Origin of the sequence: Acinetobacter sp. Ac_3412, from assembly GCF_013072675.1 — a bacterium.
Lineage (GTDB): Bacteria > Pseudomonadota > Gammaproteobacteria > Pseudomonadales > Moraxellaceae > Acinetobacter > Acinetobacter higginsii.
Map to the genome: position 1 here is coordinate 1 of NZ_LXUJ01000001.1, position 21,578 is coordinate 21,578.

Annotated in this window: 21 protein-coding genes and 1 pseudogene; 10 read left to right on the forward strand and 12 right to left on the reverse strand. The window is 39.5% G+C overall.

Annotated features, from left to right (window positions below; all coding sequences use genetic code 11):
- The 8 genes and pseudogenes from A7P54_RS00005 to dnaX all read right to left on the reverse strand — a co-directional run.
- Positions 1-337, reverse strand: a pseudogene (locus A7P54_RS00005) (carbamoylphosphate synthase large subunit); the annotation flags it as partial.
- Positions 334-1,863 carry a lipopolysaccharide kinase InaA family protein gene (locus tag A7P54_RS00010; protein WP_171548267.1) on the reverse strand — a complete coding sequence of 510 codons (1,530 nt, stop codon included), beginning with the start codon at positions 1,861-1,863 and terminating at the stop codon, positions 334-336. The pseudogene A7P54_RS00005 and the gene A7P54_RS00010, both read right to left, overlap by 4 nt.
- On the reverse strand, positions 1,856-3,661 hold the full coding sequence (locus A7P54_RS00015; protein WP_171548268.1) for a PP2C family serine/threonine-protein phosphatase: 1,806 nt from the start codon (positions 3,659-3,661) through the stop codon (positions 1,856-1,858). Before A7P54_RS00015 ends, A7P54_RS00010 begins: the two co-directional genes overlap by 8 nt.
- Positions 3,662-3,682: 21 nt before the next feature.
- On the reverse strand, positions 3,683-4,741 hold the full coding sequence (locus tag A7P54_RS00020) for a TerY-C metal binding domain-containing protein (protein ID WP_171548269.1): 1,059 nt from the start codon (positions 4,739-4,741) through the stop codon (positions 3,683-3,685).
- Positions 4,742-4,775: 34 nt separating this feature from the next.
- Positions 4,776-5,411, reverse strand: coding sequence for a VWA domain-containing protein (locus A7P54_RS00025; RefSeq protein ID WP_005203233.1), 636 nt, complete (start codon positions 5,409-5,411; stop codon positions 4,776-4,778).
- A gap of 37 nt (positions 5,412-5,448) precedes the next feature.
- Complete coding sequence (locus A7P54_RS00030; protein WP_171548270.1) at positions 5,449-6,090, reverse strand: TerD family protein; 642 nt, start codon at positions 6,088-6,090, stop codon at positions 5,449-5,451.
- 34 nt (positions 6,091-6,124) lie between these two features.
- Complete coding sequence (locus A7P54_RS00035; protein WP_016540376.1) at positions 6,125-6,763, reverse strand: VWA domain-containing protein; 639 nt, start codon at positions 6,761-6,763, stop codon at positions 6,125-6,127.
- Between the two features lie 113 nt (positions 6,764-6,876).
- Positions 6,877-8,823 (reverse strand): DNA polymerase III subunit gamma/tau, encoded by a 1,947-nt coding sequence (gene dnaX, locus A7P54_RS00040; RefSeq protein ID WP_171548271.1) that lies wholly within the window; start codon positions 8,821-8,823, stop codon positions 6,877-6,879.
- A gap of 202 nt (positions 8,824-9,025) precedes the next feature.
- Between dnaX and A7P54_RS00045 the strand changes: the two genes are divergently transcribed.
- The 10 genes from A7P54_RS00045 to A7P54_RS00090 all read left to right on the forward strand — a co-directional run bounded on the left by A7P54_RS00045 (position 9,026) and on the right by A7P54_RS00090 (position 19,691).
- The gene (locus A7P54_RS00045; protein WP_171548272.1) at positions 9,026-10,192 is read left to right on the forward strand and encodes a cupin domain-containing protein; all 1,167 of its coding nucleotides are present in this window, start codon (positions 9,026-9,028) and stop codon (positions 10,190-10,192) included.
- Positions 10,193-10,389: 197 nt separating this feature from the next.
- Positions 10,390-11,445: a linear amide C-N hydrolase gene (locus A7P54_RS00050; protein ID WP_004807638.1), complete on the forward strand. Its 1,056-nt coding sequence runs from the start codon at positions 10,390-10,392 to the stop codon at positions 11,443-11,445.
- Positions 11,446-11,482: 37 nt separating this feature from the next.
- Positions 11,483-11,995, forward strand: a complete 513-nt coding sequence (locus A7P54_RS00055) for a hypothetical protein (RefSeq protein WP_171548273.1) — start codon at positions 11,483-11,485, stop codon at positions 11,993-11,995.
- A gap of 476 nt (positions 11,996-12,471) precedes the next feature.
- Complete coding sequence (locus tag A7P54_RS00060) at positions 12,472-13,038, forward strand: TetR/AcrR family transcriptional regulator (RefSeq protein ID WP_004807643.1); 567 nt, start codon at positions 12,472-12,474, stop codon at positions 13,036-13,038.
- 566 nt (positions 13,039-13,604) lie between these two features.
- Positions 13,605-13,916 (forward strand): metalloregulator ArsR/SmtB family transcription factor, encoded by a 312-nt coding sequence (locus A7P54_RS00065; RefSeq protein ID WP_004807645.1) that lies wholly within the window; start codon positions 13,605-13,607, stop codon positions 13,914-13,916.
- Between the two features lie 82 nt (positions 13,917-13,998).
- Positions 13,999-15,699, forward strand: coding sequence for a sulfate permease (sulP, locus tag A7P54_RS00070; RefSeq protein WP_171548274.1), 1,701 nt, complete (start codon positions 13,999-14,001; stop codon positions 15,697-15,699).
- 197 nt (positions 15,700-15,896) lie between these two features.
- Positions 15,897-17,099, forward strand: a complete 1,203-nt coding sequence (gene sstT / locus A7P54_RS00075; protein WP_171548275.1) for a serine/threonine transporter SstT — start codon at positions 15,897-15,899, stop codon at positions 17,097-17,099.
- A 6-nt stretch (positions 17,100-17,105) separates the two neighbouring features.
- Positions 17,106-17,786, forward strand: coding sequence for a YoaK family protein (locus A7P54_RS00080; RefSeq protein ID WP_005203216.1), 681 nt, complete (start codon positions 17,106-17,108; stop codon positions 17,784-17,786).
- 3 nt (positions 17,787-17,789) lie between these two features.
- Positions 17,790-18,329: a DUF2058 domain-containing protein gene (locus A7P54_RS00085; protein ID WP_171548276.1), complete on the forward strand. Its 540-nt coding sequence runs from the start codon at positions 17,790-17,792 to the stop codon at positions 18,327-18,329.
- A gap of 120 nt (positions 18,330-18,449) precedes the next feature.
- Positions 18,450-19,691: a mechanosensitive ion channel domain-containing protein gene (locus tag A7P54_RS00090; RefSeq protein ID WP_171548277.1), complete on the forward strand. Its 1,242-nt coding sequence runs from the start codon at positions 18,450-18,452 to the stop codon at positions 19,689-19,691.
- Between the two features lie 34 nt (positions 19,692-19,725).
- On the opposite strand, the gene A7P54_RS00095 is transcribed toward A7P54_RS00090, so the two are convergent.
- The 4 genes from A7P54_RS00095 to A7P54_RS00110 form a co-directional block, all read right to left on the reverse strand.
- Positions 19,726-19,980, reverse strand: coding sequence for a hypothetical protein (locus A7P54_RS00095; RefSeq protein ID WP_171548278.1), 255 nt, complete (start codon positions 19,978-19,980; stop codon positions 19,726-19,728).
- Between the two features lie 140 nt (positions 19,981-20,120).
- A complete protein-coding gene (locus A7P54_RS00100; RefSeq protein ID WP_004653154.1) occupies positions 20,121-20,402 on the reverse strand; it encodes a hypothetical protein in 282 nt (93 codons plus the stop codon).
- A 160-nt stretch (positions 20,403-20,562) separates the two neighbouring features.
- Complete coding sequence (gene lptA, locus A7P54_RS00105; protein WP_171548279.1) at positions 20,563-21,075, reverse strand: lipopolysaccharide transport periplasmic protein LptA; 513 nt, start codon at positions 21,073-21,075, stop codon at positions 20,563-20,565.
- Positions 21,076-21,235: 160 nt separating this feature from the next.
- Positions 21,236-21,568 carry a hypothetical protein gene (locus A7P54_RS00110; protein ID WP_171548280.1) on the reverse strand — a complete coding sequence of 111 codons (333 nt, stop codon included), beginning with the start codon at positions 21,566-21,568 and terminating at the stop codon, positions 21,236-21,238.
- Positions 21,569-21,578 lie beyond the last annotated feature (10 nt).

The window sequence follows — 21,578 nt, forward strand, 5'->3', positions numbered from 1 at the left end:
GACGGATGCCCAATTGTTCGAAGCGCTGTTTTTGCGCCAGATAAAGTTCAGCATGATGCCCAGCAATAATTAATTTGACGTTTAAGCATTGTGCCTGCTGTAAAACCCACTCGACTCGCTCTGACAAAGGCGGTTCTTGTAAAGCGATATCTGCAACAGATGTAATTTCAGGACGATCGTCTGCATGTGATGCCACCACATGAATTCGGGTATCAAACGGCGCCGTTTTTGCGGCCAAAATTAAATCACGTTGACAAGAATGCGCTTGGGTAAACCAAATCCCGATCGAATTTTCTGCAATGCCAATCTGAGCAAGATCATTCACTATTTGTGTCATACACATTCCACCATTTGCACCACCACTAAGCGACCTCCATCCTGACGTGAAAGTAAAATTTGTTTTCCATCCAGCAATTCAATTTTTTCGCCAATTGGAATGGTTGTTTTGCTTGCCACATCCATGAGATCAGGCAGATTTTCATTGACCAACCACCACTGATTTTGATGAAAAATAAAATAGCCAACACGTTTGGTTTGTTCTGCTGTTAGACGCTCATTCGGTGCAATCAAATTATTGGCATGCCACGGGTAAAGTGACTGCCCTGTCCAGACCATTAAACGGTGATTATCAGGTCTAAAACTGCCTTCTCGGCGTGCCGAATAGAGGTTCAGTACAGGTAACTTGCCTTTAAAGGCTGTACCACAAAATGGACATACTGGTTTTGTTGTATTATCAAATACATACCATTTTTGACTGCAATCGCTATTTAAGCAAGGCTGGATCAAATCTACCGTTTTAACCAAAGCGGTTTCCCAATCATTGGCAGAAGGTCGCTGCTGCGGCTGCTGTAGACCCGTCACAAAGCTTTGTAAAAACAGTTCTTTTAAATAAGGGCCTGTCACGGTGAATGGAATTTTTTCAGGATCGGCCCACGGTAAAGCACTTGGACGGACTTGACTAACTTTTACCCGATTGCTTGGGTCGGTTGGATGTTCAATAAATAAGGCATTGTCACCCATTGCCAGATTTTCATCGCGCTGCGGATCATTCACATCATGGACTTTTCCACCACGCAATGGATGCCGATACAGTAAATACATGTAGATCAAGACCGCCAAGGCATGCCGATCGGTCATGATATTTGGGAGATTTCGCTGTGGGTCATCTTTTTTTAAATGATTGGTTTTCACCACTTCAGGTGCAATAAAATCAGGCGTTCCGACCACATCAGGTGGATATTTGCCAGGCACAACCAAACCATCAACATCAATTACACAGGCACGGCCAGTTACAGGATCAATCAAAATATTCTTATAGGATAAATCTGAATGTGCCAAACCTGCTGCATGCATACGGCGCACAGCACGGGCAATTAAAATACAAATTCTTAGATAATTCGACCAATTGCCTTTTTCTTTTTCATCTAAAAAGCGATTTTGGTTATTGGCACTGGCAAACCATTTCCCTTCTTTCTCCTTACCTTTAATGCCTAAAAAATCATTATTTTTAGACCCATGTTCGAAGAAAAACTGTTTTTGGTAAGTGGGAGCTGTAATCCCCAACAAACCATTATATTCAATCAAACCATCGGGCCAGCAAAACACATTTTTCCAGTAATCCCCGCCGGCACTGTTGAAAATACCTTGCCATTTATTGCCAACAATTTCCTTTAAGCGGTCCTTCTGTCTTTCCAGCTCAGCATGTGACTGATAGAAATGGTTTTTTTCTTTGCTAAAAAAACACACCACATAAGATTTATCAGGAGAAAAATAGACATCTTTCATTGCTCCTGAGCCAATCACTTCATCAACGAATGCAACTGGCCGACCATCTAAAGTTTGACACTGGATAATCTTAGTCATGGGCAAGCCCCTCCACACTCACAGGCTTATTCCATAAAATCGCCAAAGTACGATCATCATGATGCCCTGCACTAAAGAACTTTGACCATTCCAATAAAGCCTGATCCGGGTGTGGCTGCTGTAACTGTGGTTCAATTTCTTGCCATAAGGCCTGCCATTTTTCGTGGTTCGCAAGTCCAGCATCTGTTTCAAAGCGCGGATCGGAAATACCATCTGTCATTAAAATCACAGCTTCACAATCATCGTAATAGCCAATATTGACGCGACTAGCAAACTGCTGTGCAAAACTGCGATCTAAGAAACGGGTTTGCCCAGCAAACTCGCCACCATCTGGTTTGCCCATTAAACGTACTTTATCTTTGGCATATACAGCAATCGCGCCATCGCCCATCCAAAAGGTACTAATAAAGGTTTTTTGCTCACACTGTTTAACCACAGCCACCAATAAAGTCGTGGCATAGGCCTTGGCTGCAACCTGCTTTAACTCGGCTTCCTGCTCAATGGCTTCAATGGCCACTTGGGCTGTTTTATAGAAAGTATCATGAAAATCTTTATAGATTTGCTGTGCAACAAACTTGGTCATTTCATCATCACTGCCAACTTGCCATTGCTGCAATAAGCGATCCAGATGCGGATGATGCTGTTCGAGGTAATCCGTCAGCGTTTTGGCTGCGCTTTGCACCGCAAGTAAAGAACCTTGTCGAGAGTAACTGGCACTACCAGCACCGTCTGCAACAATCAATACTGACCAATCGGTCTCTGCAACACGTGCAATCAGAAAGTCATCATCACGGAAAGTACCTGCGTGTTCATGTGAGCGCCCGCGCTGACTACAGGCAGCAAGGTTAAAATGCTCAGTCTGAATCAATTGGTGGTCACTATGTGCTTTTTGATAAGGTTCATTGCTATCAGGCTCATTGACCTGCCATAAACTACGCGGATCAGCAGTAATAATGAAGGTCACCTCACCCGAAGACCATGCTTGTGTGGCTTCGTTATTTTTATACTGAAATGCCAGTTTAAATTCACCTGCTTGTAACGGTATGCCCTGTAATTGTTGCGCTTCATCATCAAATACGATGCCTAAGTCGTCTGGAATTTTGATCGATTCAGAGCAAATCAGCACGTCCTCTTTGACTGGATATTGCATTTGGATACGGGCTTGATAGTCTTGCCCAACACGCGCATTGGGTATCTGAAAATGAGGCATTTTGTTCACCATTTTCACCTCATGATTTGGTCTTCCTGAGGCATTATTCTGATTGTGGTCTGTATTATTTGAGTCAATATCTGCAGTCGAATTAACTAAAATTAACGAGGTTGTCGGAAGTGACGTAGCGACAGAGCTATCATTGATGAAAGATGGTTCAGCTTCTGCTTCAACGGGAGATGACAAATAAAGCTCATCTAGAAAGTCAAGCTGATCAACTGACTCTAACGCATCAGTCTCATGAATTGGATTCTGCATCATTTGGGTATGATCGAATAGCGGTTGGCTTGAATCAGCGCTATTGATATTTTCAGCTTTAGAGATGTAAACCGGCAAGCGCCCCTGCTCCAAGATGCGCTGTAATAAAGAATGCTGAAACACTGCTGACTGTTCTAATTGAAAGCCTATTTGCTCATAAATCTGTTCAACCAAATCATGATAGGCATTATAAATTTTTTTACTGTTCAGCAATTGATCAAGAGAATCATCATCCAGTAACAGAGGGTTCTGTTGAGTTTGATCTTGTAACAGCTGCTTTAATGTATTTAAAAAAGCGGTCTGAACGTCAGTAGTCAAAGTTTGCGACATGGCTTTTCCTAGATCCAATTGTTAACCACGCCCTCGTTGCACATCGAAGCCGTCCATTCCACCATAACCAAAACTGACTTGGCGACGACACCATGGACAAGTCACATCCTCACTAAAACCGTCATAACACATCAATTGGCCACAACCACACATGGCAAAAGCCGTTTCAGCCAAACAATGTGGACATTCTGGAGTACCTTGTAATAGCGTGGTATTGACCTGCTGCTGATGTTGGGTTTGATCAGACCACGTAAAATAATCCTCATCAATTTTGCAGCATTCGGTCAATTGAAAATGATATAAATTCAGGTTGATATTTAAATCTTGAGGCGCTTGATACTGAATTTCACGTTCAAATTTCATTAAATAGGGTCGATTCAGCTTGCCACAACGCCCCACAAAAGTGACACAGTTTTCATCCACCAAGGTTTTCTTGGCAGGCAAATCCTTGACCAGACGCATATAACGCTCATCAATTGGCGGTAAATGATCTTGCTGCTGCCCATCCCCAATACTTTTACTTTGTGCAACCACAGAAGCACTAATCCACTGGAAAAACTTTTTAAAGTCTTGTTCATTCAACTCATCAAAAGCAATACAGTGTTCTGTTAATTGCTTGAGCGTTGCATAATCAACGTTCTTACCCATTCCTAAGGCAATCAGCGTACAGCGTCGTGCATATTTCTTTTGCCAGCGATATATCGCATCTTTACATTCATCGGTCGGACGACCATCCGTAAACAAATATACGATTGGCTTCCAATCCCCTTTGGTTTCTTCTGTTGTTTTAATCAAATGACGATCAAATTCATTCATCAAATGTTCTAAGGCTTTGCCTAAATGTGTCCCGCCGCCCAAAGGTAATTTCGCAGGATAATAAGCAAACACTTCCACTAACGGAACTAAGGTTCGGACAATCCCTGCAAAGGCAATAACAGAAACATACACGGTTTCCAAGGCATATGGATCTTGACGTAATTGTTGCATAATCAACTGGATGCCTTGTTGCATCTGTTGAATATTTTGCCCCGCCATCGACTCAGAACAATCCAATACGAAAAAAACAGGTAAACGGCGCATCTTCTAATTATCCTTAATGTATTCTTTATTTTATTCACAACACCAATTGCACTTCGGGTGGTGGTGGTGGTAATGAAACAGAGCCTGAAATCCCCGCACTACTACTTCCCACCACGACACTGGCAGACACCCACTTAAAGAATCCTGCAAAAGATGCCGCATCCATGGTATCCAATACCACGACTTTATCGGTCAGTTGTAGGAGATGTTCCTGTTTGGCTTTTGGCCCAGCGGCACAGGCAACGATACTGGCAAAGTTTAACTGTTTTATGACAGGAATCGCTTGCTGGTAAGCATAGACATCTGAAGGTGAGCCGTCAGTCATCACAAATAACAGCGGACGCCAATCCCCTTTGACCTCATCGGTACTTTTCTGTAATTGCTGAGTGACTTGCTCAGCAAGCAACTCAAGTGCAGCGCCCATAAAAGTTGCGCCTGCACTTGGCACATCGATATCGGCAAGCTGTACTTGATCCAAGGGCGTTAAAGGCAAATAAACCTTCGCCTCTAGATCAAAGGTAATAATACTTAAATGCACACTCTCCAATGCATAAGGGTCTTGCCGTAATGCACTCAACATGGACTGCAAGCCGACATTCACCGAATGAATTGGCTCACCTCGCATCGATCCTGAGGTATCTAATAAAATATAAACGGGTAAACGGCGCATGTTGTTCTAAACCTTTCTTTAGCCGAAAATCAAATTTTTAAGCGTATTGTTTTAACCATTCTACAAATGAATCGGATTGGGAGGCCTGTCCGACTGCATTAAATTTCCATCCAGCTGATTCACGGACAAGTTCAGCAAACAGTAATGAACGCTGTTGATCATATTGTCCCGTGCCCGACAAATCGAAACGGACCATTTCCTTACCTGTAGTATCCACTGCACGAATAAATGCATTTTTGACTTGACCAAAATGTTGTTTATTTTCAGCAGCTTTATAGATTTGCACCACAAAAACCACTTTTTGGTATTGTTGATTCAGATCATTGAGCTTCACGATAATTTGTTCATCATCGCCATCCCCCGCACCTGTACGGTTATCACCGGTTAACCAGATATGTCCAGAGGAATGCTTTTGATTATTAAAAAAGATAACATCACTATTTTCTAAGGTGACATTACCCTGCGCATCTCGCCCCAGATTATTGACCTTGCCATTGCTCCCCACCAGGAAGGCAATCACATCCAGATCATATTCAGCGCGATTGCCACCAAATAATCCACCGAGAAAGCCTTTTTTCTGTTCCTGAATATCCCAACCTAAACCAATGGTTACTTGAGACAAATTATTTTCAGTTTTACTTAAACTTATGCCTTGACCTTTATTTAAACTCACAGCCATGGTTTTACCCTCTTATTTAATCTTTATTTTGCTTTTATAGTACGATGTTGACTTCAGGCGGTGGGGGTGGCAAATCGCCTAGACCAGTGACTTCTTTTTGTCCTGCATCCACTTTCTGGCTACCTGTTGAAATACTGGCAGAAACCCATTTAAAGAACGCTTTGATCGTATTTGAATCTGCCGTTGCCAATTCAACAACAACTTCTGTGATTTGTTTTAAAATTGAAGTATCGGCACCATGTCCCGCTGCGCAGGCCACGATTACCCCTGTTTTGACTTGTTGTAAACGTTGCAACCCTTTACGCCAATCATCTGTTGGCACACCATCAGTCATAATGAAAATCAAAGGTTTCCAGTCACCTTTGACCTCTGCAGTGGTTTTTGCCACTTCCTGTTCAATTTTATCGGCTAATAGCGCTAAAGCATCGCCCAAGGCTGTGGTTCCTGTGACCTGCAAATCTGGCGCTTGGAAAACAGCCAATTCAGTTAAAGGCACTAACTGTTTGGCTTGGCTGTCGAAACTGATTAAAGATAAATAGGCCGTTTCCAGCGCATAAGGATCTTGACGTAAAGTCGAAAGTAAAATTTGTACCCCATTTTTTACGGCTTCTATAGGCTCACCATGCATAGAACCTGAGGTATCAAGTAATAAATAAACTGGTAAACGACGCATTATTTTTTACCCTTATTTCGTTATGATTTAAATTTTAAGCCTAGATTACACTTTTAGCTTACCTAAATCATTACAAAGTAAAAAATAAATACTCTTCTGTCTACCTATTCCAGCTAAGGATTGAGCTTAATATTGACCAATTCGGCTTCAAAAGTATCGACCAAACTCTTAATTGTCGGCTCTTGGTGTAATAACTCGACTGCACGATGATATGCTCTTTCTTTACGCTCATTCTGCATCATTAAAGGCGTATTGGAATCCACTGCAGCATATTGCACACTGAACAACGTTTGTGGCCATTGTGCTTTTAATGCATCCTCCAAGCCATGCTGCAATTGCGATAACATACCTTCATATTCTTGAGGAATCTGAAAAACACAAGCAGCATTGATCTGTCCTTGCATCACACCATGCTGAGCTAACTCTTGAACCGCAGGTGAAAGCTGGCTAGTTCTAAACCAATACTCCCACTTCTCTAAATTCCACTCGCCTTCTAAAACCTGCTCACGCAGTTTTAAAATATCTTGAGGCATCAGATCAGTTTGTCCGTGATCTTGCTGTTGTATTACAGGTGCAGCTGGTTTATCTGCGACAACACTCTGTTCCGAAACAACCGCTTCAAGCACTGACTCTGCGATGAGATCAAGCGCCTGTTCAGCTTGAGGCTGCTCCAGCTGTACTTGAGGGTTTTGCTCAACAGGAAAAACCAGTACATCATCCGCCTCAACGATATTCGACTGAATCGTATGTTGTTGTACTGATACATCCAATCCAATTAACTGACCGTCCTCGACATCAAACACCATGAGATGAGGATCTTGATTGCGCTGTTCAGGTTCAGGTTCAGGTTCAACGCTAACCGTTTCTTGCTGAACTGCAAACTGATTTTCTATCCTTAAATCCGGTACTGGCTGATGCACTTCAGGTGCTGTAATTTGCGTAACAGGCATTGCCGTAACCGTGACTTCATTCAACGTTAACGGTCTAAATGCCAGTAAACGCAACACCGTCATTTCAAATCCTTGCTCTTGTGTCACCGCAAGTTGCAACTCAGCTCGACCTTTACAGGCAATTTGATAATACAACTGCAAATCTTGAGCAGAAATGAGTTTCGACAGCTGCAGAATTTTCTGGTTAATTTCTTCACTATATTTCAGTGCAAGATCAGGCAAGTATTGCAACAATGCCAGTTCATGCAAGGTAGAAACCAATTGATCCAAAACCAAAGACACGTCTAAAGCTTGCTGTCTAAATTGTAGAAGTAGCTGACTTACTCGTGCTTGCTGATTTTGATGAATTGCCAAGATCAAATCATAAATAATAGTTCGGTCAATCAAACCGAGCATATCTTTAACATCTTGATGATGGACTGCACCTTGACCATAGGCGATTGCTTGGTCTGTCAGAGACAATGCATCACGTAATGAACCTTGTGCAGATTCTGCAATTTGCCAAATCGCATCTTGATCGGCTTCGATATGCTCTTTATTTAAAATTGCTGCCAAATGTTCCGTGATTTCATCGACGGCCAAAGGACGTAAGGTAAATTGCAAACAGCGCGAGATGACGGTAATCGGCAGTTTTTGTGGATCTGTCGTTGCAAAGAGGAACTTCACATGCTCAGGTGGTTCTTCCAGTGTCTTGAGCAAGGCATTGAATGAATGCGTTGAAAGCATATGCACTTCATCGATCAGATAAACTTTGAAGCGACCCTGTGTTGGTGCATAAGGCACATTGTCGAGTAACTCGCGAGTATCCTCAACCTTGGTCCGAGATGCCGCATCGATTTCAATTAAATCAATAAAACGACCTTCATTTACGGCCTTACATGTTGCACAAACTTCACACGGTGTTGAAGTCACGCCTGTCTCGCAGTTCAAACACTTGGCTAAAATACGGGCAATCGTGGTTTTACCAACACCGCGCGTTCCAGTAAATAAGTAGGCATGATGCAAACGCCCACGTTCTAATGCGCTGGTTAAAGCACGAGAAACATGGTTTTGCCCCACTAACTCATTGAAATTACGTGGACGGTATTTTCTTGCCAGTACTTGATACATGAATGCTCCTTTTTGCGTCTTAAGCATACTGTTTTTTTGAAAGTCTGTGAATGAATCCGCTTCTAATTGATCAAGATTAAATACATTACTGCACTTTTGATGACTATTTCCGAGCTTTTCATCACATTCAGACAAGACTTGCACCAATATTCAACTCAAGGGAGAATACGCACTAATTTATGTGTTGTTGGTTTTATTTCCCATGTCTCAATCTTTAACGGTACTCGGCGGCATTAGCGCAGAACAATTTCTTAATGAATATTGGCAGAAAAAGCCGTTGTTGGTCCGCAATGCAATGCCTGAAATTATCGGCTTATTAGAACCAGCAGATGTTCAAGAATTGGCATTGGAAGAGGATGTCACTGCCCGTTTGATCCGTCAAAAGAATAAAAATCCAAATGAGTGGCATGTGAAGTCCTCCCCTTTAACCAAAGGTGATTTCCAAAAGCTACCCAATCTTTGGACACTCTTGGTTCAAGCAGTTGACCATTATTCATTTGATATTTCAGAACTTTGGAAGAAGTTCCCATTTATTCCTCAATGGCGCCGCGACGATATCATGGTGTCTTATGCACCTAAAGGTGGCTCTGTTGGTAAGCACTTCGATTTTTATGATGTGTTCCTGGTACAAGGCCATGGCCATCGCCGTTGGCAATTAGGTCAAATGTGTGATGAATCAACTGAGTTTTTGCCACATCAACCGCTGAAACTTCTAGCAGACTTAGACATTCATTTTGATGAAATTCTTGCCCCAGGCGACCTTCTTTATGTCCCACCAGGTCTCGCGCATTATGGTGTGGCTGAAGATGATTGCTTAACCTACTCTTTTGGCTTCCGTATGCCAAACCTCTCAGAAATGATTGATCAAGTGAGTGATAAATTTGCAGAGAATACCTTACTCAAAAATCCATTGATCGATATTGCACGCCAGCAAACAGCACATTTAGGGGAAATTAACAGTACTGAGTTTTCATATTTAAAGACTCAATTACTTGATTATCTCACTCAGGCACCTGAATTTGATGCAGCGATCATGGCCTATATGAGTGAAGCAAGCTATCCAAACAACATTCCAGAACCTGAAGAGGTTGATGCTCATGATGTTGCCGAGATTATTGGTGCGGATTATCAAATTATTCTAGAACCCGCCTCTCGTTTGCTTTACAGAAAACAAGGTGAATCTTTAGAGTTTTGGGCAAATGGCGATACCGTTTGCGTATCAGAAACGTTCATTCCTTATCTAAAGCAGATTGCAGATGGTGAAAGCTTATTGCTAGATGAACAATTGAATCAAGTTGAGATTCTAGAAGATATCACAACGCTGCTGAATACCGCCGTTGTGATGTTATTACCGCCAAACGAAGATTAGAACACGCATTTCCTTGTGGATAGAGATTAATCTCTATCCACATTTATCTAAATTCCAGATCAAAAATAAAACCCTACTTTTTATAATGATTACATTTTAATGCTTGAATAAGAATTTTTTTTTAATAGACTAAAGCCAAGTCATTATAAAAATATTTGATATAAATCACTTTGATACAACAGCAAGGAGTACGACTTGTGTTTAAAAAAATATTATGTTTTTCCTTTCTCGCATCCTCATTCATTCTACAAACCAGCCATGCCTGCACCCGAGCAGTTTATTTAGGCAACAATGACCATATCATCACCGCCCGCTCCATGGACTGGAAGGTTGATGTAGGCACTAATCTTTGGATTTTACCCAGTGGTGTACTTAGAGACAGCAATGCAGGGCCAAAATCTCTAAAATGGAAAGCTAAATACGGCAGTGTGATTGCCACAGGTTATGATATTTCAACGACTGACGGCATGAATGAAGCTGGATTGGTTGCCAATGTATTATGGTTGGTTGAATCTCAATATCCAGACACCAAACAATCTAAAAAACCGCAACTCAGCATTTCGGCTTGGGCGCAATATGTACTTGATAACTATGCAAGCGTTGCAGAAGCTGTCAGTGCTTTAGAAAAAGAACCCTTCGATCTGATTACTGACAGCGTGCCAGGCGAACAACGCCTCGCGACATTGCATTTATCTATTTCAGACAAAACCGGTGATAGTGCCATTATCGAATATATTGGGGGCAAGCAAGTTATTCACCACAATAAAAAATATCAAGTTATGACCAACTCACCAATATTTGATCAACAACTGGCACTCAACACTTACTGGCAACAAATTGGTGGTACAGTCATGTTACCAGGGACCAATCGTGCTGCTGACCGCTTTGCACGTGCCTCTTTTTATATCAATGCGATTCCAAAAAATGACAATCCTAAAGATGCCTTAGCTTCTGTTTTTAGTGTGATTCGTAATGCATCTGTTCCTTATGGCCTCAATACAGCAGAAGAACCGAATATTTCATCGACACGCTGGCGAACTGTTGCAGACCACAAACAACAACTTTATTTCTTTGAATCTGCAGTCTCCCCCAATGTATTTTGGGTGGATTTAAAGAAAATTAACTTTAAAGATGGTTTAACGCGTAAACTTGATCTTGGCAAAGATCAACAGAATACTTTTGCTGGTGATGCAACCAATCAATTTAAAATATCAAAACCATTTGAATTTCTTGGTCCACAACTACATCATTAACACTGAAATATTGAGTACATCCTAGAGAGTTAAAAAGATGAAAAAAACTTTAAGTTTACTGAGCCTTTGTATTGTGATGAGTGGCTGCGCGACCTTACCTGACTCTTCTGCAAACTCAACAGACAATCTCGCAACCGCAGGCTCTTTGAACTGCAAAGCCAACGAACTTTGCCCGAATGTTTTTGTTGAATGGGATAAACAACACAAAGAGCAATTAAGAGTCGAGACCGTACTCAACAGTAGCTATGATTATTATGATATCAAAAGCCTTACTTTCTTAATTGATGATAAGACTTTTACTTATCAGCCCGTTGGCCCAACGCAGCAAAAAGACATCAATCGACTTATTCCAAGACGCTCATCGAATAGCTTCATTCTGCCGAGTACATTCCTGTACGAGCTGAAAAAAGCAAAAAATGTCGAACTTTCGATCGAAACAGATAAAGGCAACATCAAACGTTCAGTCTATACCCCAAGCCAACAATCGATGCTTTACCATAATTTTATAAAGCTCATTGCAACACTACCATTGCAACAAAACAAATCTTAAAATAGAAAATTATACGATGAAAGTCAGTTATTTATTTTAACTATAACTAACTGGCTTTTATATTATGTATTTATTCAAAATAGATTCCAGAGTAAGCATTAAAACTAGAAGCGTTGCTTAAATATACACAAACCTACAAACAAGAATAAATCTCAACACAACCATCATAATTAAATCTAAACACCCCATCAAACCAGTTATCCTTTGAAAACAATTAGATGAATAATCACGAATCAAATAAATTTAAGTTATTCTAATCTTTTATCGTATTTTAAGATTTTATTAATAGTTATTTTCTATAGATATAAACATTATTTTCAAACCCTGTACTTGAAAATACGGACAAAAGAATCATTTAAATGAATAATGTTATTTTTTCCTATGATATTTCCAAAATACCATGTAAAATCCCTGCCAAAATTGCATGATGAAATGCAACATGATGCTCTTGGCGATGGGCGAACTAGAGGCGTTGTATGTCAAAAAAAGAAGATATTATTACCACTGCATTAAGACTTTTTAATTCGCATAGCTATAACTCGATCGGTGTAGATCGAATCATTAGTGAATCGGGCGTTGCAAAAATGACTTTCTACAAATACTTCCCTTCAAAGGAAAAGTTAATTGAAGAATGCTTAGTGCAACGTAACATTAATCTCCAAACTTCTTTAAATGCAACTTTGGCAGAATGTGATCCAGAGGATCATCTTGACCAACTTAAAGCAATTTTTGGATGGTATGCAGCCTGGTTTAACAGCGAAGATTTTAATGGCTGTATGTTTCAGAAAGCTTTAGAAGAAGTGATTAAAATCTATCCTTCTACGTTGCAACCTGCTACCCAATATAAAATTTGGTTAACAGCTTTAATTGAAAACTTATTGAAAAGCTTGGATATTCGTAACCCGACTCATCTTGCAACATTGATTGTCAGCATTTTAGATGGTATGACGATTCAAGCCCATGTCAATAAGCACTCAGTTGAAATGGATGAATACTGGAAACGCGTAGAGCACTTGATCAGTTTTGAAAAAGCTTTGGCATAAATACAAAATATCCCTTTATAAATAAAGGGATATTTTTTTATTAAAAGTGTTTGAAAAATCAGGTATCATTGCATAAAAAAAATAAAGCGTGATTTATAGTTATTATTGTGGCTCACGCTTGCGTCTGAGTGTAAAAAGAATAATAAATATTATTACCCTCTGGCGGTTGCACTTTCGCACTTCCGATCCTTCTTATGCAGACAGATCGTTCTGTCTTGTTTCTCATTATATATGTTTTTTTGTAAAGCACAATCTTTTTTTTAGTTTTTTATATTCGTTAATCATATTAACTACTTAATTTTATTATTTAGTATTTTTAAAGAATAAATCAAAGGATATCGAATCTTAATGGCTTTAAACCGGATATAAATCTCTCAAAACCACAATAATGTTAATTTAATCACATATTTTACTCAAATAACCGATTAATCAACAGTATAACACCCTCTTATTACTTTTACTGATATACATTTTCATTAAAAACCATTGCAATTATTCAGTTTTACTACAATTTTTTCATTGCGTGACTTTATACTAGCCTCGGCTGTAACCTAGAGAGTATATGCATGCAAAAGGATTTCGAGATCGACGCCATGAGAGAGTCTGCTGGTACAATTGTGACTGTACTGAAATCTCTGGCAAATACTGATCGTTTAATTATTTTGTGTCATTTGGCTAAACAAGAACTTAATGTTTCACAAATCGAAGAATTAACCCAAATCTTCCAACCTACACTTTCACAGCAATTGATGATGTTAAGAAAAAGTAATGTTGTTTCTACCCGTCGCGATGGCAAACAAATTTTTTACTCAATTTTAGATCCGAAGTTGCAAGTGGTTTTGAATACGCTTTATGAGCATTACTGCCCTCAGGCATAATTCTCAAAAAATAATTCAACCGTACCCTCTTTAGCATTTTTTCTGCATAATATATATGAATTTATGATTTAGACTATTGCGCATGAAATTGCTAAACCTAGACCTATCTAAACTTTTTCCTGCGCGAAAATGGTTAAGTCGTTATCAGCTTTCCAGCCTAAAGTCTGATCTGATTGCAGCCTGCATTGTATTGGCTATGTTGGTACCACAAGGTATGGCTTATGCAATGTTAGCAGGGCTTCCGCCAATTATGGGGATATACGCCAGTATATTACCCATGATTATCTATGCCTTTACAGGAAGTAGTACCACCCTTTCCATTGGTCCTGTCGCCATTATTTCGATGATGGTATTCACAGCGCTCGACCCGCTATTTGCTGCTGGATCAACAGCCTATATCGAAGCTGCTTACTTATTAGCGCTACTTGTCGGGATCATTTCTCTGCTTTTAGGTTTATTGCGTTTCGGTTTTCTTATTCAGCTCATTAGTCATCCCGTTATTCAAAGCTTTATCATTGCATCCGCGTTACTGATCGCCTTAGGACAATTTAAGTTTTTACTGGATATTCCGTTACAAGCAGGCAATATTCCTGAGTTTTTACTGAGCTTATCTCAAAACTTACACCAAGTTACTTTGACAGGCATAAGCTTTGGGCTAATCTCTGTTTTACTCCTGTTTATGCTTCCGAAACTGATTCGGTCCAATTTTCTGAACAAAATATTACCTTTATTACTGGTTTTGCTCTCTATTGTGATCATCACCTTTATTGGAAACGATGATCAGGCAATCAAAACAGTTGGCGTCATCCCAACAGGCCTTCCCAATTTTCATTTCCCAACATGGAACACTGAGTTGATTCTTCAACTGCTACCAAGCGCATTTATGATTGCAATGATTAGCTTTGTAGAATCACTGGCCATTGCGCAAGCCACAGCACTACAAAAGCGCGATGACTTAGACAGTAACCAAGAACTGATTGCTTTAGGCTTAGCCAATATTGCTGCGGGATTTAATTCCGGTTTTGCAGTCTCTGGCAGCCTATCTCGTACTGTTGTCAATGCAGATGCGGGAGCAAAAACTCCAATGTCTGGTGTTATTTCATCTTTATTGATGATTGCAGTCAGCCTTTACTTTACAGGCTTCTTTCAAAACCTACCACTCGCTGTATTAGCTGCCACAATTTTTGTTTCTATCTGGAAGTTGATAACACTGACTCCATTTATTGAAACATGGAAATATTCAAAAGCTGACGGACTGGCAATGTGGGTGACCTTCTTTGGTGTGACCTGTATAGATATTTCAACCGGATTGATCATTGGTATTGTACTGACCTTTATTCTACTGCTTTGGCGTATTAGCCGCCCTCATATTGCTGTTATTGGTTTAATTGAAGGAACTCAACACTTTAGAAATATTTCAAATTACAATGTCATTACAACCCCAACTGTGGCTTCTTTCCGTGTTGATGAAAACCTCAACTTTTTAAATGCCCATGTTCTGAAAGGTCATGTGATTACAGAAGTCAGTCAGAATTCGCTGCTGCAACATGTTGTGATCAACTGCTCAAGCATTAGCAATATTGATCTCAGTGCATTAGAAATGTTAGAAGACCTAAATCGAGAATTAGCTCAGTTGACTATCCAATTACATTTATCCGAAGTGAAGAGCCCTGTTATGGAGCGGTTATGTAAATCCCAGCTCAAAAATGAGCTTACAGGTCAAATATTTTTATCACATTATCAAGCAATACAAACACTTTCACCTGAAATGCTTGTAGAATGAGCGGCTTTTATTGGATTTTTTTTATACAAAAGGATGTATCATGTTTTCATAATTATTTTTAAAAAACATTGTGTTAATTTTTTCGGTATTTTTAAAGTAATTGAATTGCAAAAAAAAATTTATTATTCACGGTTCTTAGGTATAGAATACCGCGCTTGTTTAACCTTAAACCGTGCATAGGTTTATAAGGCCTTTATATGTTTAATGTACTGTCTCGCTTGAGCTTAGTTAGCAAAATTATTATCGCTATTTTTTTAGGGATTGGCGTCGCTTTGCTCTTTCCTAACTTTACACCCTACTTAAGTTTATTGGGTGAATTATTCATTAAAGCATTAAAGTCTGTTGCACCGATTTTAGTTTTTGTTTTAGTTCTATCTTCAATTGCAAATTTCCAAATTGGTCAGAACTCAAATATCAAACCTGTGCTGGTTTTGTATGTAGTCGGAATGCTACTTGCTGCACTCAGTGCGGTAACTGCAAGTGTTTTGTTTCCAAGCCAACTGTTTTTACATTTACCGGCAGAAACTGGCCTTCAAGCACCAGGTAGTCTTGCAGAGATTCTAAAGAATTTACTTTTAAGTTTTATTGCAAACCCTGTTCAAGCAATTAGTGAAGCCAACTTTATTGGTATCTTGGCTTGGGCAATTGGTTTAGGTCTGGCTTTACGCCATAGCTCTGACACGACCAAACAAGTTTTGACTGATGTGGCTGGAGCGGTCAATAAAATCATCCATACAGTGATTGGTTTTGCTCCAATCGGTATTTTTGGTTTAGTTGCAGTGACATTTGCAAGTGAAGGTCTAGCAACACTAACCAGTTATGCCCACCTATTAGCGGTCCTAATCGGCACAATGTTATTTGTTGCACTGGTGATTAATCCAATTTTGGTTGCGATTACCATGAAAACTAACCCATATCCATTAGTGTTCACTTGCTTAAAAGAAAGTGGCATCACCGCCTTCTTTACCCGTAGTTCAGCGGCCAATATTCCAGTAAACCTAGATTTGGCTCAGCGTTTAGGGGTCAATGAAGCAACTGCAAGCGTATCAATTCCATTGGGCGCGACTATCAATATGGCAGGTGCAGCAGTCACGATTACGGTGCTTACCCTTGCTACTGTGCATACACTCGGTATTCCTGTTGACTTGAGCACTATGATTATTTTATCGGTGGTTGCAACGGTTTCTGCATGTGGCGCTTCAGGCGTTGCAGGTGGATCTTTATTGTTAATCCCTGTTGCTTGTAGTTTGTTTGGTATATCATCTGAAATTGCAATGCAAATCGTTGCGATTGGTATGATTATCAGTGTATTGCAAGATTCAACGGAAACAGCATTGAATTCATCGACAGATGTATTATTTACCGCTGCTGTTGATTTTAGAGACCATCCAAGATCATAGGTTGCTATGCCACTTCAACGTTTACCTAACTGGATTCAACTCGGTGCTTTCTTCCTCGCACTGAATGCAGGAATGGTAAACGTTTTGGGCTTATTTACAGTCCTACATCAGTCCGTTTCACACATGACAGGCAATGTCAGTATGTTAGCAATGAGTTTGCTTGACTGGCAGCCTGAGCATTTTATCTACCTCAGTCTGGTGATTCTTTGCTTTGTGATTGGCTCTTTTTATAGTGGTTTAATCCTTGGCAATGGTAGTGTTGCATTTGGTCGACGTTATGGCCTACCGCTTAGTTTAGTTGCGATCTTTCTGGTTCTCACTTGGCTCTTACTGCCTTATTTCCCGCGCTACGGCTTGTTATGGGCCTGTGTTGCCATGGGTGTACAGAATGCAATGGTGAGCCACTATAAAGGGGCAATTATCCGCACAACGCACTTATCTGGCGTCCTAACCGATATCGGTTTAGCATTAGGCTATAAAGCACGTGGCTTAAAAGTAGAAAAACGCCGTATTTTTCTGCATCTTCTCATCTTTATCGGTTTTTTATGTGGTGGACTCATTGCGAGTCTGCTTTATCCTTATTTAAACTTACAGACCTTCCTCATTCCAGCAGCATTAAGCTTAGCAATGAGTGTTGCCTACTGGATTTTCTATTTTCGTTCTTCATCAAACTCAAATTTGGATTGAATTATGGTTAAAAATGCATTGCAAGCTCAATTGTTAAAAGCGGGCTTGGTTGATAATAAGAAAGCAAAAAAATTAACTAAGCAAGCACAACATGGACAACGTACTGGACAAAATGATGATGCAGCATTGAAAGCTGAAATTGACCGTGCCAAACAAGAAAAACTAGCCAAAGACCAAGCATTGAATCAAGAAAAGCAAGCTGTACTGGAAGAGAAAGCCCTAAAAGCTTCGATCATCCAGATGATTAAACATCATAAAGTCAAAGAAATTGAAGGTGACGTAACTTATCAATTTATTGATGAGGGCAAGATCAAAAAAGTCTATCTTTCACAGCAAGTATATAATGCCCTTGTTTCAGGTTCACTTGTGATTGCCAAAGATCAAGACAGTTACGCTTATTTACCTAAAGCGCTTGCGGAAAAAATTGATCAAAAAATGCAAGGCTTTATCTTGATAAATAACAATACCGAGAAAAATGATCAAACTACCGATGAGAAAGATCCATATGCAGCATATGTGATTCCTGATGATCTGATGTGGTAAATCATCCAACAGTTATGTAAAAACGCCTTTACAAATCGTATATAAACTGTGATCAAGTTAATATAAAACACCATTACACCTTACAATTCCCGCTCAAAGAATTTATAAGGTGTTTTGGGTTTGGATTATTTAAAGTATTTGCGTAGTGAGTTAAGCCATTACCCATGGCTAGAAACAGCGATTGCATTCATCATTTTGATTTTGTTTGCAGCACTTGCCAACTTTATTGCGAAAAGAATTATCGTCCGTGGTATTCGCCATTTAATTACAAAATTTAAATCTCCAAATCAATCAATTTTCGCACAACATAGTGTGACCCAACGTTTTGCCAATATCGTTCCCGCGATTGTCATCATGAATGGCATCACCACGATTCCACATCTACCAGAGAAATTCATCAGCTTTGTACAAATGGGTGCGCAGGCTTTTATCTTCCTGACCCTAGCACTCACTGTCAGTGAAGCGCTGAATATTTTTAACTTAATTTATCAACGTAATCCCAAGTCTAGAAATAAGCCAATTAAGGGCTATCTGCAACTTGTTAAACTGATCTTATTCGTTGTTTGTGGCCTGATGATTTTGGGCACCTTCTTGAAAAAAGATGTGTTTACCCTACTTGCAGGCTTCGGTGCGATGGCAGCTGTATTGATGCTGGTGTTCCAAAATACCATTCTTTCTTTGGTTGCCAGTGTTCAAATCGCTTCTTATGACATGGTTCGTATTGGTGACTGGATTGAAATGCCATCTTTAAATGCAGACGGCGATGTCATTGATATGTCATTACATACGGTGACCGTACAGAACTTTGATAAGACATTTACAACCATTCCAACAAATAAACTGGTGACTGACACCTTTAGAAACTGGCGTGGGATGAGTGAGTCAGGCTGCCGTCGCATTAAACGTTCACTGTTCCTAGATCAAAGCAGTGTTCACTTCATGTCTGATGCCGAACAACAAAAGCTCAAAGACTTCTTGTTACTTGATCAGTACCTCGATGCTAAGAAATCTGAAATTGAAGAGTTCAACAATCACTTGAGCAATCAGTCTCGGTATAACCAACGTCGTTTAACCAATCTTGGGACATTCCGTGCCTATGTTGAGTTTTACTTACGCCAGCATCAAGGGATTGCCCAAAATCAAACTATTTTAGTGCGTCAAATGCAGCCAACCAGTGAAGGTTTACCTTTAGAAATCTATGCCTTTACCAATACCATTGCATGGGCTTCGTATGAAGCCATTCAGTCTGATATTTTCGATCACTTGATTGCTATTATTCCTGAATTTGGCTTGAGAATTTATCAAGCGCCATCTGGTCATGATTTCCAGATGTTTACTACAGAGCAAGAAACAAAAGCTTAAATCAAAAGTTAAAAAAGCACCTTAGGGTGCTTTTTTAATGATTAATCTTGAAGTACTTCTTACACCCTTGCATCCACACCTCTGATACTGGTGGCTCTTCTGGGTTTTCTGTATTTGCTAATTCACAATCTGCTGGATTGTTTAATCCATTGTCTCTCGGAAAAGAATAACCATAATAACCATCACTATTCTTCTGATAGCCACCCGTTTTTTTATAATTCCAGTAGAAGTAACTGGCAAAAGCCAATGCCATCCCCAACATGACAAAGAGCAATCCTTTTAAACTCATCCATCGCTCTAAATTGATTTTTCAACATTATAAACAAATTTATTAAACATTTAGGGATAAGTTTCTGCTTCTAGTAAAAGAAAATGGCGCATAAAAAAAGCCCCAATGACATTTGAGGCTTTTTTTATGATCCTTAGGAATCAGTCCCACTCTAGCTGAAACTGAATATTGGTATTGGTAAAATTAGGATTTAAGAAAACTCTATAACCTGCTTCCTTTAATTCAGTTACAACAATATCCGCATCTTCGCTACTGACTTCATGTTTTGAAAATTGTTGTAAGGCATCTCGATCACCATCACTGGCTCTTAATTTAATCGTACTGGAAATTTTTGAGAGAATTTTATCTACTGTTAACTTTTTAACATTTGCATTAGAAATTGCAGTCGCTCGCGATGCAGGTAACAAAACTTCTTCGTTCACCGTATTCCGCCTGTAATATCAGAATAAGAAAAAAATTATAATATGTTCTATTTCCAGTTTTTCAAGTCCATAAAGTCAACTAAACGACAGATTTTGGCGCGCAAATACAAGAATAACAATTTTATGAGCTAAATAAGCAAATGGAAGTACTTTGACTCGCCTACTGACTTCTGATCAGCGGCTTCATTTGCACATTTTTCTGTGGTGGAATAACCATCTGAACGCGTTTATTCGAGCTACCACGAGCTTCAACATCACCTATGGTTAAATTATATCTTAGCGTTTCACCTGAAATACTGGAGCCATCCATGATAATGGATGCATTACCTTTTAATACAATTTCAGTTGCTGAAGTGTTGTACTCAACGCGGTTGGCCTTACCATAAACCATTCCCTTTTCTTCACTCACTTTTTGCTGAAATCTGACAGGGCTTCCCATCAGTGTAAGTTGATAAGGCTGGCCATTTTTCAGAGTTCCTATGGCTTTAGCCGCTTGGATATTAATCGTACCTTGTTTAATTTGGATATTAGAAGCCGAAAAGGAACTTTGATTTGGGCTATAAAGCGTATCTGTAGCTTCAATATAAATTGACTGCTGGAAATCAGACTCAAGGGCATAAATATGTGTACTACACATCAAAATTGATGTAATCGAAACGATTTTCTTCATCATGATATTATTTTAGATCAATGCATTTATAGACGGCTGATCTTAGCATAAGATGAGATTAATTCTTATTTAAAATAATTAAATGAGCGTAAATACTGACTCTAAATATTCGAAAATTCCTGATAGGTAAAAATAAGAGAGGAAACCTCCTCTCTATAGATGCTTATTTACAGGTGATATCCAACTTTTCAGCATAGTAATCAGTCGAGGTTTTGAGATCAGCCATCAACTTTTCTTGTGTATAGTCTTTAGGTGCCAGTTTTAATAATGCAGGAATATATTTAGATTCATATAATTTTGGATAGTCCTTACAAAGAACACGTGTCTGCTCTTCTTTAGGAGTATCCGGATTATCCAAGATGTCCATGTATTCGGAGATTTTATTGTCCACGACTTCAAAAATTTCTTGCGCTTTCTCACTTTTAACTTCAGGCTGCTTGTTACAACCAACAAATAAGATTGAGATTAAGCCTAGAGATAGAATTCTGATTTTCATAACAATACTG